This is a genomic window from Providencia sp. NPDC089933 (genome assembly GCF_049545585.1).
In the GTDB taxonomy this organism is placed as follows: Bacteria; Pseudomonadota; Gammaproteobacteria; order Enterobacterales; family Enterobacteriaceae; genus Providencia; species Providencia huashanensis.
Genome location: NZ_JBMWDT010000018.1, coordinates 59,529 through 78,230, shown reverse-complemented (window position 1 = coordinate 78,230; position 18,702 = coordinate 59,529). Strand labels below are relative to the sequence as shown.

5 protein-coding genes are annotated in these 18,702 nt (G+C 35.7%); 2 read left to right on the top strand and 3 right to left on the bottom strand.

What is annotated here, in order from left to right; genetic code table 11:
• Positions 1-10: 10 nt before the first annotated feature.
• Positions 11-3,169, top strand: a complete 3,159-nt coding sequence (locus ACPEH5_RS19990; RefSeq protein ID WP_042848167.1) for an efflux RND transporter permease subunit — start codon at positions 11-13, stop codon at positions 3,167-3,169.
• 60 nt (positions 3,170-3,229) lie between these two features.
• Here ACPEH5_RS19990 and ACPEH5_RS19985 read toward each other — a convergent pair whose 3' ends face one another.
• Positions 3,230-9,037 carry a TcdA/TcdB pore-forming domain-containing protein gene (locus ACPEH5_RS19985; protein WP_423727144.1) on the bottom strand — a complete coding sequence of 1,936 codons (5,808 nt, stop codon included), beginning with the start codon at positions 9,035-9,037 and terminating at the stop codon, positions 3,230-3,232.
• An 837-nt stretch (positions 9,038-9,874) separates the two neighbouring features.
• Between ACPEH5_RS19985 and ACPEH5_RS19980 the strand changes: the two genes are divergently transcribed.
• On the top strand, positions 9,875-10,813 hold the full coding sequence (locus ACPEH5_RS19980) for a filamentous hemagglutinin N-terminal domain-containing protein (RefSeq protein ID WP_042848169.1): 939 nt from the start codon (positions 9,875-9,877) through the stop codon (positions 10,811-10,813).
• A gap of 75 nt (positions 10,814-10,888) precedes the next feature.
• On the opposite strand, the gene ACPEH5_RS19975 is transcribed toward ACPEH5_RS19980, so the two are convergent.
• Together ACPEH5_RS19975 and ACPEH5_RS19970 are read right to left on the bottom strand one after the other, a co-directional pair.
• The gene (locus ACPEH5_RS19975; RefSeq protein ID WP_042848171.1) at positions 10,889-12,274 is read right to left on the bottom strand and encodes an SLC13 family permease; all 1,386 of its coding nucleotides are present in this window, start codon (positions 12,272-12,274) and stop codon (positions 10,889-10,891) included.
• 299 nt (positions 12,275-12,573) lie between these two features.
• Positions 12,574-18,528 (bottom strand): TcdA/TcdB pore-forming domain-containing protein, encoded by a 5,955-nt coding sequence (locus ACPEH5_RS19970; protein WP_166696574.1) that lies wholly within the window; start codon positions 18,526-18,528, stop codon positions 12,574-12,576.
• Between the last annotated feature and the right edge of the window lie 174 nt (positions 18,529-18,702).

Sequence of the window (18,702 nt, the reverse complement as noted above, 5' to 3'; positions counted from 1 at the left end):
CGGCTGATTAATGCCTAAGTTTTTTATAGAAAGACCAATTTTTGCGTGGGTAATTGCAATTATCACCATGCTTGCTGGTCTGTTGGCAATTATCCAGTTACCTGTTTCACAGTACCCAACCATCGCGCCACCGGCTGTTTCTATTTCAGCTAACTATCCGGGAGCGGATGCTGAGACTGTACAGAACACCGTAACTCAGGTTATCGAACAAAATATGAACGGTATCGATAACTTGGTATATATGTCATCGAGCAGTGATTCATCAGGTTCTGCTAGCATCACAATAACGTTTGAAGCAGGTACTGATGGTGATATAGCGCAAGTACAGGTACAAAATAAATTGCAACTGGCAATGCCATTGCTGCCACAAGAGGTTCAGCAGCAAGGTATTAGTGTTGATAAATCAACTAGTTCCTTCTTAATGGTTGCCGGTTTCGTTTCTAATGATGGCTCAATGGGGCAATACGACATTGCTGACTATGTTGGGTCAAATATTAAAGACCCACTTAGCCGAGTAAATGGTGTCGGTGAAACGCAACTATTTGGTACGCAATATGCGATGCGTATCTGGTTAAAACCAGAACAGCTCGTTAAATACAACATGACCACAACGGATGTCATTAATGCTATCAAGGTTCAAAACAACCAAGTAGCAGCAGGGCAACTCGGTGGTTCACCTTCAATTGCTAACCAGCGTTTAAACGTTTCTATCATTGCACAAACACGTTTAAATAATGCTGAAGAATTTAGCAATATTTTGCTGCGTGTAAACCAAGATGGTTCACAAGTACGCATTAAAGATGTTGCTGATGTCGAATTAGGTGCAGAAAACTACAGCACGATTGCCCGTTTTAATGGTAAACCTGCTGCTGGTATTGGTATTAAGTTGGCGACAGGTGCAAACGCATTAGATACCTCTAATAACGTGCGCGCAGCTCTTGAAGATATGAAACCTTTCTTCCCTCAAGGGTTAGAAATTGTTTATCCATACGATACAACCCCATTCGTTAAAATTTCGATTAACGAAGTGGTTAAAACGTTGGTTGAAGCAATCATGCTAGTTGTTGTGGTAATGTATTTGTTCCTACAAAACATTCGTGCAACCTTAATACCTACAATTGCCGTTCCAGTCGTATTATTGGGTACTTTTGCTATTTTATCGGCATTCGGATACTCGATAAATACCCTGACGATGTTCGCCATGGTTCTTGCCATCGGTCTTCTGGTCGATGATGCCATCGTTGTTGTTGAAAACGTTGAGCGGGTAATGCAAGAAGAAGGCTTGTCACCAAAAGAAGCGACCAAAAAATCAATGGGTCAAATCCAAGGTGCATTAGTCGGTATCGCAATGGTACTTTCGGCAGTATTTATCCCAATGGCTTTCTTTGGAGGGTCTACGGGGGCTATTTATCGTCAGTTCTCAATCACGATTGTATCATCAATGGTATTCTCAGTTCTGGTGGCAATGATTTTAACGCCAGCACTGTGCGCAACCATGTTGAAGCCGATTGAAAAAGGCAGTCACGGTAGCCAGAAAGGGTTCTTCGGTTGGTTTAACCGAATGTTTGAAAAGCAAGCTCACCATTATACTGACAGTGTAAGCCGCATGCTTAACGGTACAGGCCGTTATCTTGTCATCTACCTGATATTAGTGGCGGGCATGGCCTTTATGTTTGTGCGTTTGCCGTCTTCTTTCTTACCAGCAGAAGACCAAGGGGTATTCCTGTCAATGATCCAATTACCACCTGGATCAACCCAAGAACAAACGCAAGCGGTATTGGATGAAGTTAACAACTACTACCTTACCGAAGAAAAAGCAAACGTTGAGTCAGTCTTTACCGTTGGGGGCTTTAGCTTCGCAGGTCAAGGACAAAATATGGGTCTAGCCTTTATCGTTCTGAAAAACTGGAGCGAGCGTAAAGGTGATGAAAACCACGTCGATGCGATTGTACAACGCGCTAATATCGCGCTGTCACAAAAACAAGAAGCGCTAATCTACGCATTTAACCTACCGGCAATTGTTGAGTTAGGTACCGCCGACGGGTTCGACTTCGAGCTTGTAGATAAAGCTAACTTAGGGCATGAAAAATTAATGGAAGCCCGTAATCAGTTACTTGGATTAGCAGCTCAGCACCCAGAAATGCTGCAAGGTGTCCGTCCAAATGGTCAGGATGATACCTCACAGTACCGTATTTATATCGACCAACAAAAAGCACAGGCACAAGGTGTTGCGATTAGTGATATTAACGCAACATTAAGCTCGATCTTCGGTGGAGCCTACGTGAATGACTTTATCGACCGCGGTCGTGTGAAGAAAGTTTACGTACAAGGTGACGCAGAAAGCCGCATGCTGCCAAAAAATATCAGTAACCTGTATGTTCGTAACAACCAAGGTAAAATGGTTCCATTCTCTGCATTTTTGGACACATCCCAAGACCCTTGGAAGTTTGGTTCACCACGTTTAGAGCGTTATAACGGTGTCCCATCAATGAACATTCAAGGTCAGGCTGCCCCAGGTAAAAGTACCGGGGATGCTATGCTGCTAATGGAAAAACTCACGACTGAAAACCTGCCAAAAGGAATTGGTTATGAGTGGACGGGGATGTCTTATCAAGAACGTTTAGCAGGTAACCAAGCCCCTGCTCTATATGCGATTTCCTTGATAGTCGTCTTCCTATGCTTGGCAGCACTGTATGAAAGTTGGTCAGTTCCGTTCTCTGTTATGTTAGTCGTTCCGCTAGGTATTATCGGAGCATTAATCTTCACCTCAGTTCGAGGCTTAGATAATGACGTTTACTTTAAAGTAGGTCTACTAACAACCATTGGGCTCTCGGCGAAAAACGCAATATTGATTGTTGAATTCGCCAAAGACTTAATGGAAAAAGAAGGGAAAGGGTTAGTCGAGGCAACACTTGACGCAGTTAAGATGCGTTTACGACCAATCCTGATGACATCACTGGCATTTATGCTAGGTGTTATTCCACTGGTATTTAGTAATGGTGCAGGTTCTGCATCTCAGAACTCAGTAGGTACGGGTGTTCTGGGTGGTATGTTCGCAGCAACTTCACTGGCTATTTTCTTTGTCCCAGTCTTCTTCGTGGTGATCCGTCGCCGTTTCTCTAAGAAGTCTGAAGATATTGAACACAGCCATCCACCAGCTTCGCATTAATTACCTATAAGACTTAAAAAGAGCCACTTACGTGGCTCTTTTTTTCAACCTGATCACTATTTAATGTTGATTCACTGTATCGAATAATAATGTATCGGAATAACGTTGCCCTTGCCCTAAGGCTAATTTCTGCAACGTATTGACTCCATCATCCACAGCCATTTGAGTTGTAAATCCCCCTAATAGCGCGATTTCGTCATTTATTCTTAGCTGCTCATTAAAATAAGCGGATAAATACATTAAGCCATGACGAACCTGAGGACGTTCAGCAAGAATACTAATATCAATAAATTGTTCAGTTTCACCAATTTGAATTTGTAGGTGACGGTAGGAGTCAGCCTGTGAGCTATAAGCTTTATATATACATAACGATGTATTGTTTATTGGGTCCGTAATGATTAAATCCTCCCCTTGGCGACTAGCATATATATCCCCCAGTTGAGCTTCTATGGGGAGAACTAGCCGATCAACAACCCGATCTGCCGAGTAATTATTGATAATAATCGCTTTATAATACTGCCAATCTGCTTTCTCGAAATTATACGTATCTGAGCCTTCACCTAAGCTAATAATCAAAACAAATGTATTTCTGAATTCCTCTAACTTTAAATTATCATCACCCCTTGTTCCTTTTATAATTAACGATGAACTTAGCTGTTTATTATTCTGCAAAATTGGGTGATATATAATTTCATCACTATCTATTTGTAGCATTAAACCACCCGCTATTTTTTTTACGGACTTAAAGCTGAGGTTTGGGTATAAATCCATATATTCAGGTAGGTTCTCAGGGTGTATCATAACCCTATTCTGATCAAAAATGCGGTCAAATTGAGCAGAGTCAATTGCCTTTACTTGATATAATTTCTTTGATTTTGTATCAAAAATTATGCCCTGCTGTTTAGCATCATCAAACCCCATGATTTGTAATTCACTCTCCGGTGAAAATGATGGTGATATGATAATTTTACCTTTTAAATACCATGCAGGTAATATACGTTTCCCATCAGCACCTTTTAACCCAAATAACGCAATAGGGTGTTTTTCATTTGAAAATTGATTGAAATTACTCCACTTAAAAATTGACTTATTAAACCAATTTTTATTAAGGGCAACTGTATCAGCAGTGCCATCAGCATTAAGTTGCTTTACTGTGCCATCATCTTGAATAATTAAAATATTATTCTGCCAGTTAATAACATTCTCTATCTGGCGGAAATTTAAACGTAAAGCCGTTGGGTTATTTGGTTCAATAATATCTTGCCCAAGCCCCTCTTGGTAAAAAACTACATCTTCTTTTCGACTATAAAAAAAGAATACTTCCTGTCCACTTTGATTAAACAGGCTACCAACCAATATTAAATCTTCAGGTGATTGCCATACCCACTGGTCGCTTCTCAAGTCATAGAGATCATGAACTACCCCCAAAACCTTGGCTAAGGTTGCTTTCTTTCCACTAATTTTAAATAAATTCTCAGCTCGTATTAAGTGTTCTTGTGATATACCAAAATGAGAACTTTCCATAATTGTTTTTAGTGGTATACCTGGTTTAGCTAATAGCAAATCAATTTCGACTTGTTTTTCTGCCGTTATGGAATATCGCCGTAATAACTGTGAACTTAGCTGGCTATCATAATTATCAGGTCTGGCTAAATTACACTTAATTAATGTCCCACTCTCACTTCGTAACCAATAACGGTAAGTAAAACCTTTGTCTGTCCCTATTAGCTTTACGATTTTCCCAACGGAAGTTTCGGTCTGTGAACTAGGGTTTCCAATATGTTCAGGATGATAAGTAAAACCTTGTTCCCTTTCGTGGTTTTGCTCCTGTTCTGTGAGTATGACGACTTTCCTAACATTTGGCTCAATAGGCATGTATAAATCTGAACTAGAGTTTATTACTTCATCAGAAAAAACTAAGTAGTCATGTTGTAACAGTTTTTGACGTTGTTCTTGAGATAATATAGTCGGGGTATTATGAAGCATATTAATTAACTTTCTATTATTAAATACCTTTGTTAGCTCTAATTTATCTCTAAGCACTCGATAAGTGCTATCTATTTTCTGCCCCAGATAATTTTGACGTAATGTAATATTAAATTGATTATATTCTAATGAAGCATGAACAATTTCTGCTCCACTACCTAAAACTGATGAAGCCTCTATTTTATGGGTAATATCGCCGGTCTTAACATTGGCTTGCCAAGCTATCGCTTTTTCTCTCGAATAGAAATAAACCACATCACCAATAACGCCGATTAATTCTGCTGTTTGGTTTTCTTCTGATAATGAATTCGTAAATAACATACGTTTTGTTGCAACGTCATAAAAAGCACGCCCAACATCTAAGCCATTATGCTGATAACTATTAACTACTACATATTGCCCATGTAATTCATGTTTATCCGCTAATTCATTAAGGTGTTGTTCAATAGATTGGCCTTTTACACTCCATCGGTGTCCATCTAAACTAATGGGTTCAATTGTTTGAGCACTAAAGTTAATTATATTAAGCTCATTCTTACTATTAATAATTTTTATCAGGCTTGATTTAGCTGTAGCATCAATTCCAATCGTAAACCCATTTATTTTAATATGGTCATCATAAAATGAAACATTAAGTTCTTTACCATCATCAATCAGACTTGTATCAAGTATCCATTGGGATAGCTTATCACTGCTTAAGTCTTCCATTAGCCGCAAGGAAGCACCATGGTTAACTGTAATTTGATATTCCCCGCCATTCCCTTTAACAACATGTTCTATATGACCTCGCCATGGTTCAGGCATTAGTGGAACAACCAAATGTTTATTTTCAGTGTTAAGCGTAACTTGGATTTTAGTATTGACATACTCATGCATTAATTCTGAGATTATGTACTCGGCACTACAATAGAGAAAATCAAAATAAAATTGGTAGTCTTCCTCCATTTTCCGCAATATTGAAAAGCCATTATCATTACGTACTGTTCCCCCGAAAAGAACACTGTAGTTATAACGAATATAAGATTGCGGAACGACGGGCAACACAATAATATGAGACTGTCCCCCATCAAAGCTGACCTGATTATCTACAACGCCAACCGCTTCCCTAATATTAATGGCATTCTTTCTATCAATATCTGCTCGTGGCGCTGACTGAAAATCACTCATACAACAATGCGGAATAGTCCATGTCATGTTTTCACCACGGTAGATATATTGACTCCCCAGTTTAAAAAAACCTCTTTGAAAGTTAATTTCTTCTATTACTACTCCATAAGTTGGGATTAAAAGTTTTTTTTCATCATCATAAGCTATTGCCGCATTCTGGTAACTTTGCTGATAAGCCGTAAATTCCAGACCAACAGCAGTTGCTTTTTGTGCGTGGCGTTCATTAATATTGATTAAAGCAGTAAAACCAATCCCTACCCCCATAATCGGTACAGATAATGGCCCAGTAATACCTGCGACGGTTTCAGCACCGAGTATAGAGGCACCTATACCGACAAGACCAGCTCCGAGTGACGCTGAGTCAAAAGCCAATTGCGTTCCGAACACGGCTCTTTGTGCTTCATTTTGTGCATTAGCTAACTCATAAATATCAAATACAACCATTGCTCCTTGGAAAAGAATACCAAGCCCTTCATTTGCCATACGTACTAGCGATAAAGAAAAATTGTTCATCATTGTTTTAGCCGCTACGCTTCCTTCTCGCCACAATGAGTAAGCTATTTTTCCTACTTTAGCAGCATCATTGATCACCCCATGTGCCATCATTGAATAACTAATGTAAGTATGAATACGTAATGCTGTTTCTAGATTTGATGGCTGTTCCGAAGAAGCCGCTGCCTTGCGATTTCGATTTGCAGACCATTGAATTATTGCTTGTATACCCATTGCTATATTGAGGCCATCTACATGTTCCGCTTCCCCAATACCACTTTTTCTTTGTAACTCCTTACCATTAAAAGAATAATTTTTCTTTAGTATTGCTATCTGTTTATGAAAATATTCTTTAAATTCAAAAAATGTTGCGTTTTCTGTTTCAATCCACCGTGTTTTTGCTTCTACGTCTTGGTGAATAAATTGAATGCGGTATCGGTCATCGCTCAATTTCTCAACATTTTCAAAAACGGGTAACCACTTTTCATCTAATTGATGTTTATTAATCACTTCATAAAGAGCCGATTCAAGGCGTTCTCCCAACCGCTCTGACTCTAAAATGGCTAAGGAAGCCTGTATTTGCTTGTCTCTTGCGATTAAGTCTTGACGAGCAATTATCTCTGCTACCTCCTCGCTTTGGTGAATAGACTCCGTTAAATCATCCGACTGAACTAAATCGGCAACAGTTAAACGGCTACCAATTTGAACATCAGACATTTGCTCTGTATCAATTGATACCATTTCAAATTGACCACCGACAACTGAATAGTGCTGAGCCATGTTATTTTCAAACATAAATTTATTCAAAGCAGAAAATAATTTATCAGGATCATCAAAAGCATAAATACCAAAGTTAGGATCATAAAAATAATAATTTGTTTCATCATTAATTATCGTTTTCCCTAATAGCATCGAGTGTGTAACACTATTAAGTGCATACATATTTGATCCTTTAGAATCAACCAGAATTTCTTTTACCTTATTTAATTCAAATGTACCAAGAACTGTTGATGCCTGAGTCGCCTCTATATTTAAATGGAGATTCTCCAGTGCAAATTTTAATAAAATTGAGTTTTTATCTTCAGGTGATGCTGCTGCAAAAAACATTTTATTTAGAAATTTATTTGCACCTATCATCCCCTCTGACTTTAATGCAACAGACATCGTCCTAACTAAAGGATAACAACGCCCCCCCGAATTATCCCCCATTAAAGGCAAGTAAAAATCTTGGGGAGCAATTCGTTGGTCAATCCCCCCCGCGTCTCGAAACAATGAATTAGATTTCAAAGTGAAGCTTAAAATATTACTTTCAAACTCTGCTTTCTCCTTTCTAATTATATGTTGGTATAAAGCCCCCCTCTTTTCAATACTTAATTCACTCTTAATATATAACTCTTTCATTTTTAATGATGACATATCATCATTAAAACCATCAATAACTATCTGATCATATTGTTCAATACCCTCATTAAATTTAACATTATGTTTTACTATGTCATTATATAACACCAGCTCATAAAGCTTTTCAATTGGCTGGGTTTTAAAATTAATTCCACTCTGGATACTCGGGTCTTCCATTTGAATAATTGAAGATTCCCCATGTTGTTTTTTTATTTGTAACCATAACCAATTGCGTTCAACGACTAATGCTTCTGCCAAAATAGAACCATACTTCTGCCTATAGTATCCACGTGTAATCTTATGTTCCTCAATAGATTTTTTAAATTGTGCAATTCTAATCGAATCCTCATTACTATGTGTTTCTTTTCTATTTAACGCTGTCAATTCTAAATTTATTTCTTCTATTTTATTATTTAGTATATTAATATTTTTAGCAATTTGAATTTTTATCTCATCACGTAAATTTAACCAAGGCGTAATAGCAGGATGCTGTAATGAAAACTCCCCTTCAAAATACACGCCATCTAAAATATTATCAGTATCAATACCAAATTCACTTGCAATTTGTTTTAATTTTTTATGTATTTCATTACGATGAAGGTTAAATTTATCTAAAACATCATGAGAAAGCCGCTCATTTGGGTATAAAGCACTAATCGAGGCACTATTTCTACGCAATATGGGGGTGGGAGTGCCATTAATGACTTCATATTCTTGGCGTTGTAGTAATAATTGCCACCCACCATGATTAAACTGCATATAAGCAACGGCAAGCCCTTCTTCAGTGCCAGATATTTGATAATCTTTAAAATCAAATGCCATTACTACGTTATCATATAATACTGAACTGTTTACTCGGCCATCATGATAAACACGGTATGTTGTCTCGTTTAACTTTGTGACAATAACAGAGCACCCTGTCAAAGACCCTGTAAATAAAAAGCTATTTTCAGTTGCTTGTATAGGTATATCAACATAAGCAGGTGTTTTAATTGACTGATTAGCCCCATTATAGCCTAAAAAATAGGCTTCAACGGCTAATTTAGGGTCCATTCTTGAAGGCTCATACAGATATTCAGCTGCATAACTGTTTGGTGCTAGCTTGACTAATTGAGCACGGCCGTGTGGAGGAAGCTTCCCCATTTTTGTCATGTTATCGCCACTAATGGCATTCAGCCTAATAAAGGATAATGGGTCTGTGGCTAATTGCTGAATATCATGGCTTGCAAGACCATTTTTTGTTTGTATCCTTCGCCCCAAAAGGCCCGTTTTTAAAGATCTATCCCGCAATACTTGAGCTATTAATTCGGGGCTAACTTGCATTATTTTCTGTGCTAATACATTTCCTACATATATTAGCTTAATCCCAAAATGTTTTTTTATAATTAAAAAATCTAGCAAACTATATTTATCATTCAACATTTATATCATTCCTTTGATGTAATAATCTATTAATTAAATAATCATTTATTAATTAACACTATAAATTTAAATAATTCAACTAAAAAACAAAAATAAACAAATAAACCCCATACAGTCACCATGGGAAATAACTGATATTTTTTATTATCATGGTGTTTTTTTTGTTATTTTAAAAACCTTACTTTTAAGTATAATCAACACTGTTCAGGAGTCATTATAATAGCAAGGAAGTTATATATGAAATTAATAATTGTAAAAACCGCCACATATCTAAGTTTATTTCTACCTTTTATTTCTAACTCAACCCCTCCCAACATCGATAAAGCAAAAGTCATTAACATTGAAGCTCCACTTAAAAACCATATTTCATTCAATACTTTTGAGAGTTTATCTTCCAATGAAGACGGTTTAGTTTTTAACAATGATATAAACAGCAATAGCAATCTTAATAATAAAGCTGCCAAGCTTATATTTGCTGAAGTAACAGGAAATGAAGAAAGCCAATTACAAGGAGTTTTAGGCATAAAAGGCCAACGGGCTAACCTAGTTATCGCAAACCCAAATGGTATTTCATGGAAGAATGGCATAACTAATAATATAAATAGTTTGTCATTAGTAGCAGGAAAGTTTGAAAGGCAATATATCAAAAATAAAGAAAAAGATAACCAACTTGAACCAAAAAAGTTAGAGGACTACAGCCAACTAAAGTTTTCAACCCAGCCAGATAGCCTTGTCACCATTACTCAACAACAAGGTAACCCTATATTATTGTCAAAAATAAATGTATTCGCTGACCAAATAAAGCTACAAAACACTCTCAATATCAATGCAGCTATACAAAATTATATTAGTGCATCCGGTATCGGTACACTGTCACCTAGTGAAGCAGTCATTAAATATAGCTCAAAGTTTAAAACAGACATTCCTTACATCCAAGGAAACCAATTTGAACTGGACGAACAAGCAAAATTAACTGGGAGAAATATTACACTTGAGAGCCATCAGTACCAATGCCAAGATAACTTCCTTTGCCCACAAAATAAAATTGATATTAAAGGCCTTATCAGTGCAATGAGTCTTTCAGTACGTGGAGACGGTGATATTATGCTTTCAGATAAAGGTGCTATAAAGATAGGTAAAAACCAACAAATACTCATCGCTCAGCCACCCCAGTAATACCAATCTTACGAAATAACAAACAAAACGGCCTCCGAATAAGAGGCCGTGTGTTAATTCAAATTTGGGCTTAAGTTACATCCAAACGAACCATGCAAACAGTGAAATCACTATGATACAAGCAACGTTCAACACTGCCCCAACCCGCACCATTTCGATTTGCCTAATATAGCCAGAACCGAACACAATTGCATTTGGTGGTGTCGCAACTGGTAACATAAATGCACAAGATGCACCAATACCAATGATCATTGTTAATACAATAACTGGCATACCTAATGCCTCAGCAACTGTCGCAAAAATAGGCACTAATAATGCCGCACTCGCTGTATTACTGGTAAATTCGGTTAAAATGATGATAAAGGCTGTGACGGCGATAATAATCACAAACCAGTGACTTTGGCCAAATGTTAATTGCATCCAATCTGCCATGATGCGGCTCGCACCTGAAGAGCTTAAAATTGCGCTCAGGGTCAAACCTCCACCAAATAACATTAGCACGCCCCATTCAGTATTCTTTTGAATTTGCGCCCAACTAGCTACGCCAGAAATACCAATTAGGATCGCGGCACTGACTGCAATAATAGTATCTAAGTCTTTAACACCACCGAATGCATCACTGATAAATGTACTAGTGATCCAACATACAACAGCTAATAAGAAAATAACCATTGTTGTTATGCGTTTACCATTCCATTCCACGTGTTCTAATTCAATTTCAAAACGGTGTTTAAGATTAGGACGCAGCATCATATACATCAATACAAACATCATTGGCAGTAATACCACCATGATAGGAATACCGTATTTCATCCATGATAAGAAATCTAACCCTAATGCAGCAGCTGCGATCGCATTAGGTGGGCTACCAACAATGGTTCCCAAACCACCAATACTGGCACTATACGCAACACCCAATAATACAAATACAAAAGTGTTACGTTCATGGCGAACATCTAGGTTAGATAAAATACCCAACACTAACGGTAGCATCATAGCAGCAGTTGCAGTGTTACTGATCCACATCGACAGTAAAGCTGTAACGCCAAATAATAATAAAACAGCAACAGACAAGCGACCGCGAGCTGCCATCAGTAAACGATTAGCAATTAGCCTGTCAAGACCTTGAATGTGCAATGCTGTTGCTAATGCAAACCCACCAAAAAATAAAAAGATAATTGGGTTCGCAAAAGATTTCAGCGCATCACCTGTATTCATTAACCCAAGCACTACAGCGAGAATTGGAATACATAAAGCAGTGATTGTAACGTGAATAGCTTCGGTCAACCAAAGCACGCCAATAAAGACCATCATAGCGAGGCCTGCATTAGCTTTGTCATCAAATGGCAAGTATTTCAACAGTAACAGCAATAGTACGATATCAACCGCTAAGATTATCCAACCCCGCTTGTTTGATGGACCAGGCCCTACTGCTGGTGTTAAAGATTCAGAAGCATCCATGTAAACTCCATAGCTCGGAAGCAAATTCAGTTTCGAGTTTTATTGTTAATATTTATTTACGAGAAGTGAAATATAGAGTTAATTTATTAGGATGAAAATGTGGATACTCCAAAATTGCGATCTATGTTGTGTAATTTAGCTATTTTTTCATTGTAATGACAATAAATAATCGACTTTATCGATTAAAGTAGCTTAGATATGCTGCCCTAAGTCCCCGATAGAAACAAGCCTCGCTAAGCTTAGCATCTTATGTCAGCCAGCCTAACAACACTGGCTGTATTTTAATCCATAATTAACAATTACTGTTTTTCATTAAATAAAGAAAAAACCTGTTCAGATGTATGTTTTTGAAGATGTTGATTTGTTGCGTCACTGGTTAAAAATGATTTTTCACTGCTAAAAGGCGCCATCACTTCAGTTAACCTAGATATACTAAGATCACTAAACTCCCCTTTATAAGGGGCACTCTCAAGCTTTTTTCTTAAACTAACTTCAGTACTCAATCGACTTTCAAATGATGCTTTCTGAATCAGTTCATCCACGTTGTACGAAGCAAACTTATTAATACAGTTTATCTGTAAATGTTTATGAGTTTGAGATTGTTCTCCGAAAACTTGGCGTAACATTAATATTGTCCCCGTACTGGGGTCAGTTAAAAGCAGATCATCATTGTACTGATTTACTAGTAAAGAATCTAAATCATCAACAGGCAAAGAGATTGTATCTATTAAAGAGTCATTTGCGTAATTATCAATAACAATTACCTTATAGTGCCGCCAAACAGATCTGATTAATACATACCTACCTAGTCCCTCACCTCCGCTCAATACTAAATTTTTAACATTAGAAATGACTGGAGGAATAAGTATTCCATTCTCTTTTTTTGCTTGGATAATTAATGATGTCCCCACAGGGCTAGGTTTATTCTCACCATTTAAAATTACATCATGATAAAGTATTTCATCATTTTCTGTAAAAAGAAGCACCCCTGAATTGACTCTTTTGACACTTTTAAACTTAGTATTAGGATGTAATTCAATAATAGAAGGCAAGCTAGAAACCTCCTTAATTTGGTAACCGGAACCAAACGAGTCTCTTAACTGCTCAGGAGTTGCGTACTTTTGTATGTAAATTTTACGACTAACTGTATCAAAAATAAGTACACCGGAGTCGTCCTTATTTCTACCTAATAATTTTAGTGTGTTTCCTGTTAACAATTCTTGGGCGATAACAACTTTGTTATCTACATACCATGCAGGTACCGTATCCTTACCATTTGACGATTTAATACCGAATAATGTCAGTATAGGCAAGTCACCGAATAATTCATTCAAACTATCCCACCAAAAAGGGTGTTGCTCAAACCAAAAAGTATTAAGTGCGACTTGATGTGATTTCCCATCTGCATTTATTTGATAGACTATTCCATAAACATCTATGGCTAAAATACTTTTTTCCCAAAGAATAACATTTTTTAAATCAGGTATCTCAATACTCTCCATGACTGATGACGTTGAGTTTAAATTTTGTTTTTCAAAACTTTCTTGGCGATAGATTATTTTATTCTTATCATTATAAAAATAAAATACTTTATTTCCTTTTTCATCTAACAAGCCCCCCACTAAAAATAAATTAGAAAGTAGAGATGTGTCTTCTTTAGTCGGATTTAATGATAAACCACCTCTTTCTCTTATAGAATTATAATTAGGAATTATTATTTTATCATTTTCTATAAAATACCAATAACGCTGTGATACCTTACCTTCACTTTCTTCTGATATCATAACTACTTTTGCTAATTCAGAAGTAGTAGAGTTTGATACCCGACCATTGTCTGTAATACCTACCATATGTTCAGCTAAAAAAGACACCGTTTTATTTGATGATATCTTATCAAATAATTCAGAGGGATTTTCTTGTGATATCACATCAATGGTAATACTCAACAACTGTATTTTATTATTATAAAATAAGTGGGTAGTTTTAACTAAATTACCTTTTACCATTATTTCACATGAAATATAAATACTTTCATCCTCTTGCCATATATCAATAATTTCAATTGAAGCAGTTTCCGGATAGGTCATTTTATACTCAGATAGAATATCTCCGGAGCTAATATCAACCCCCAACATTACATTACTTTTTAATACATAAAAGTATGCCACTTCGTCAAGTGCCGTTCCAAGAACCATATTATTATTTTTATATTTTTCTGAATTAATGAATATAAATCGTTCTTTATCCATTTCAAAAAAAGCACGCCCGACGTTTATCTCATTGTGTTTATAATTTTCTATAACTATATATTTTTCATATAATTTATTTTCATGAGATAATTGTCTAAGATGACTAACAAGCGTTTGCTGACTATTTCCCCATTGACTCGCATCTTCACTGACAACACTCACTGTTAATGCTTCAAAATTTACTTTGCTCAACTCATTATTTTTATCTAATACAAAAATATTATCTTTATTTAAATAAGATGAAATTTCTATTTCAACACCACCGATATTCAGGCCATTTTCCAGAACCTTAATGCTTGGGTTATTCAGTTGCTCTGTATTTATCACCCAACGAGATGCCTTCCCATCATCATCCATTAACTTAATTTTAACGCCTTCTTGTATGCTTATTTGATATTCACCCCCACCACCTTGGATTTCATATTTTATATACCCATGCCATTCCTTGGCTAATTTTGGAACAAATAAATACCTATATTGTTTATCTAACCTAACTTCAATTGGTGTATCAACATATTCATGGTAAATTTGTGTAATTGTATTCTCACTCGGGAATATATAAAAATCATAATCAAAGTTATCTTCATTTTCTAGGCGCCTAATCACATCAAAACCGCAATCATGGCGCATTGTTGCTCCTGGCCATAAGTTATAATTATATTTAATATACGATTTAGGTATGACTGGCAAAATTAGCGCTTCTACATTTTCGGTCTCTAATTTATGTACCTTATTTTGATAGCCTATCCCATCACGAATATTAATCGCTTTATCTTTATCAATTACCATTGTAGGGAAATTGCCACCCCAAAAAATATAATTTCTCCTTCCACCACCGGCTGATACTGAACTGGTTCGATAAATATATTGGCTATCAAACTCAATTTGCTTCGACCTTAAATCAATTTTTCTAAATACCGCACCAAAACGAGGCACTAACGCTTTTTTGTCACTTAAATAATCATATCCATTACCTTTATAAGCTTGATCAAGAGCATAAAAATAACGACCAACTGCTTTTGCATTATCACCTATAATAGCAAAATTACGTGCTAGCCCCGCAAACCCAATGCCAAGTCCTGCGAATATAACACTCGCACCTCCCAAAGCCATCGAGGTACTCGCTGCACCTAAAAAACCTGCCCCCGCACTACCAGCCCCTGCAATTAGCCCTACTGAATCAAAAGCTAATTGAGTACCAAACACCACTTTTTGAGATTCATTTTCTGCATGTTCTAGTTCATAAATATCAAAGCCAACAACTGCACCATTAAAAATTAGCCCTACACCTTCATTTGCTACATTAGCTAAAGAAAAAGAAAAATCACTAATTACCATCGCCGATGTATCGGATTCTTCGATTAATACTGTTTTAACTAATTCCGTTATTTTCACTGCATCGGTCATTGTCCCATGAGCCGTCATCGTATAGTTAACATAGCTATGCAATTTAAGTGCTAATGATAAATTAGAGGAGTTCTCGTTATCTTCACTCAACTTTTTCGTTCTATTTTCAGCCCATTGAATTATAGATTGTATTGCTATTCCCGCATTTAAGCCTTCAATAGGTACTGTATTGATATCCCCCCCTTTTGGAACCACTTTATTTTCATTAATATAATAATATTGCTCAAATGCCAGCATATTTTTTTCATAGTAATTTTTAAATGCAATTAATGAGCTGTCTGTTGTTTCAGCCCAATAGGTTGATTGTGGATCATCTTTATTAATGAATTGAATCCGATAGTGGTTATCTTCAATTTCCTCGATATTTGAAAATAAAGGAAGCCAACTTTTTCCTAACCGATGTTCAGATGATATTTTTTCTATCGATTTACTTAGTGATTTCCCCCACTGCTGTGCATCTAAAATAGTAAGTGATGTTTTTAACTGAATATCTACTTCGACTATATCCTGTCGTTCAATTAGTTGAACAACCGATTGTTGGCGCTCTGAAGCTGTACTGAGAGACTCTACATCACTTAAATTGTCAACATTTAAATAATTACCAACAGGAACTAATGCCATATCATCATTGACAATTGTCAGCACTGAAAAAGTAGGCGTACTATCTGTACCAAAGGCAGAATAATACTTCGCCATTTGGTTATCTATCATAAACTTATTTACCGCAGAAAAAAGAGATTTGCTTTTATCAAAAGAGAATAACCCAAAGTTAGGGTCATAAAAATAATATAGTGTATAACCATCCGTAACTGTTTTACCAATCAACATGGAATGTGTTCTTGTATTTACTGCAAACATCATATTTTTTTCTTTTAAAGTTAATAAATTTTTTATGTCATTTAAGTCCATATATCCATGGGGAATTGAAGCCTCTACTGCACTAATATTAGAATGTAATTTAGCTAATGCTGATTTAAACAAAACAGAATCCGTTTCGTTGGGGGTTGCTGAAGCAACAAATAACCTATCAATTAATAAATTAGCGCCCTTTGTTCCTCGGTTTGATAATGCAACTGACATGGCCCTAACTAATGGATAACACCGCCCATTAGATGTATCATCAGCTAGCATCAAATAGAAATCTTGTGGTGCAAGGCGATTTGTTATACTACCATTTAAATAAAAAAGCTCGCTAATTTTTTCCGTTTTATTTAATATATTATCGATATATTCTTTATGCTCAGACTCTTCTATTTTTTTATATAACGCCCCTCTATCTAATGCAGTTAAATTTTGATTTACATATATTTCTTTCATTTGTAGAGATGTCATATCATCCCTAACTAAAGCTATGCTAATCTCACTAAATTTTTGCATCCCATTATTAAAATCTATTTTGAATTTTATATTAGCTGAGTTTTTGTGGATATAAACCAAGTTATGATAACGGTTTGTAATTAAAAGATCAGACTCGATATTTCGTCGTTTAATTGACTTACGTTCAATAACCCAATCCATCCCTTTTTTTTCTTTGACTTGATACCACAGCCAACTCCGCTCCGCATCCCGAGTTTCTAAAAGAAGCGATTCATATTGTTCTGTTATAAATAATAAATACATTCTATTTTTGGCTGTTTTTGTTTTTAAAACATTAATTCTATTTCTTTCTTTTACCTTGTTAAGACTTAATGATTCTAAATGTTTTAATTCAGATTCCCATTTTTTTAAAAGCTGTTTAAGTAAGATTGAGTCAGACTTAATTTTATTGCTTATATTATTTATTATTACCACCCAAGGATTAGATGCTAAGTTATCTAATGAAAAATCGTCAAATTCAAAATTATCTTTATTTATATCATTTGTAGGAATATTATATAGCTTTGCTAAATTCAATATTCTCTTGTGTAACCTACCCCTATATTCTATAAATTTTCGCTTTTTGTATGATAGAAAATTAACACTTGCATGATAGCTATCTAATGGTTTATTTTCATCTCGAAAAATAGGGATAGCAATATTGCCCTCTATTTTATATTTTTGCTTTTGTAATAAAAGTTGCCATTTACCGTTAATATATTGCATATATGCTGTGGCAATTCCTCCGTGACTCCCTTCTACTCTATAGTCATTATAGTCAATAGCCATAACGACATTATCATAGAGGATAGAACTATTAGTTCGCCTATCTTGATAAACCCGATAACTCTCTGAATTTAAGTCAGTTACTATTATTGAGTGACCTGAAAGCGTCCCTGTAAATAAAAACTTTATTTCTTTTGCATTTTTAGGGATATCTATATAAATAGGTCGCTTATTATTATCGTTTATTCTGTTACACCCTAAAAAATAACTTTCAATACTTTCTCCATCCCTAAGTACGTCAGAACCACTGGCATATTCCATACTATAAGCGCCATCCGCAACCTTAATGAATTGTATTCGACCTTCTGTAAATGGCTGCTCAAAATGTGTTATGCTATCAGTATTAATGGCATTTCTTTGAGTAAACTCGATAAAATTAGACGTAATTAAATTAATATCATTGCTTTTAATTAGTTCTTTTCCTATTTTTTTTTGCGCATCATTTATTACAATCATTAAATACCCATCCCTATTGAATACAGGTTAAAATTAATATAAAAACAGTTAAACACTATTAGTTATAAAAAATTTAAGCAATAACTCATTAGGTAATAGAACTAAAATAAGAACTAATTCAGCTGGTAGAAAATAATATATTAATTATTTAAATTTATTATCTATGAATAGTAG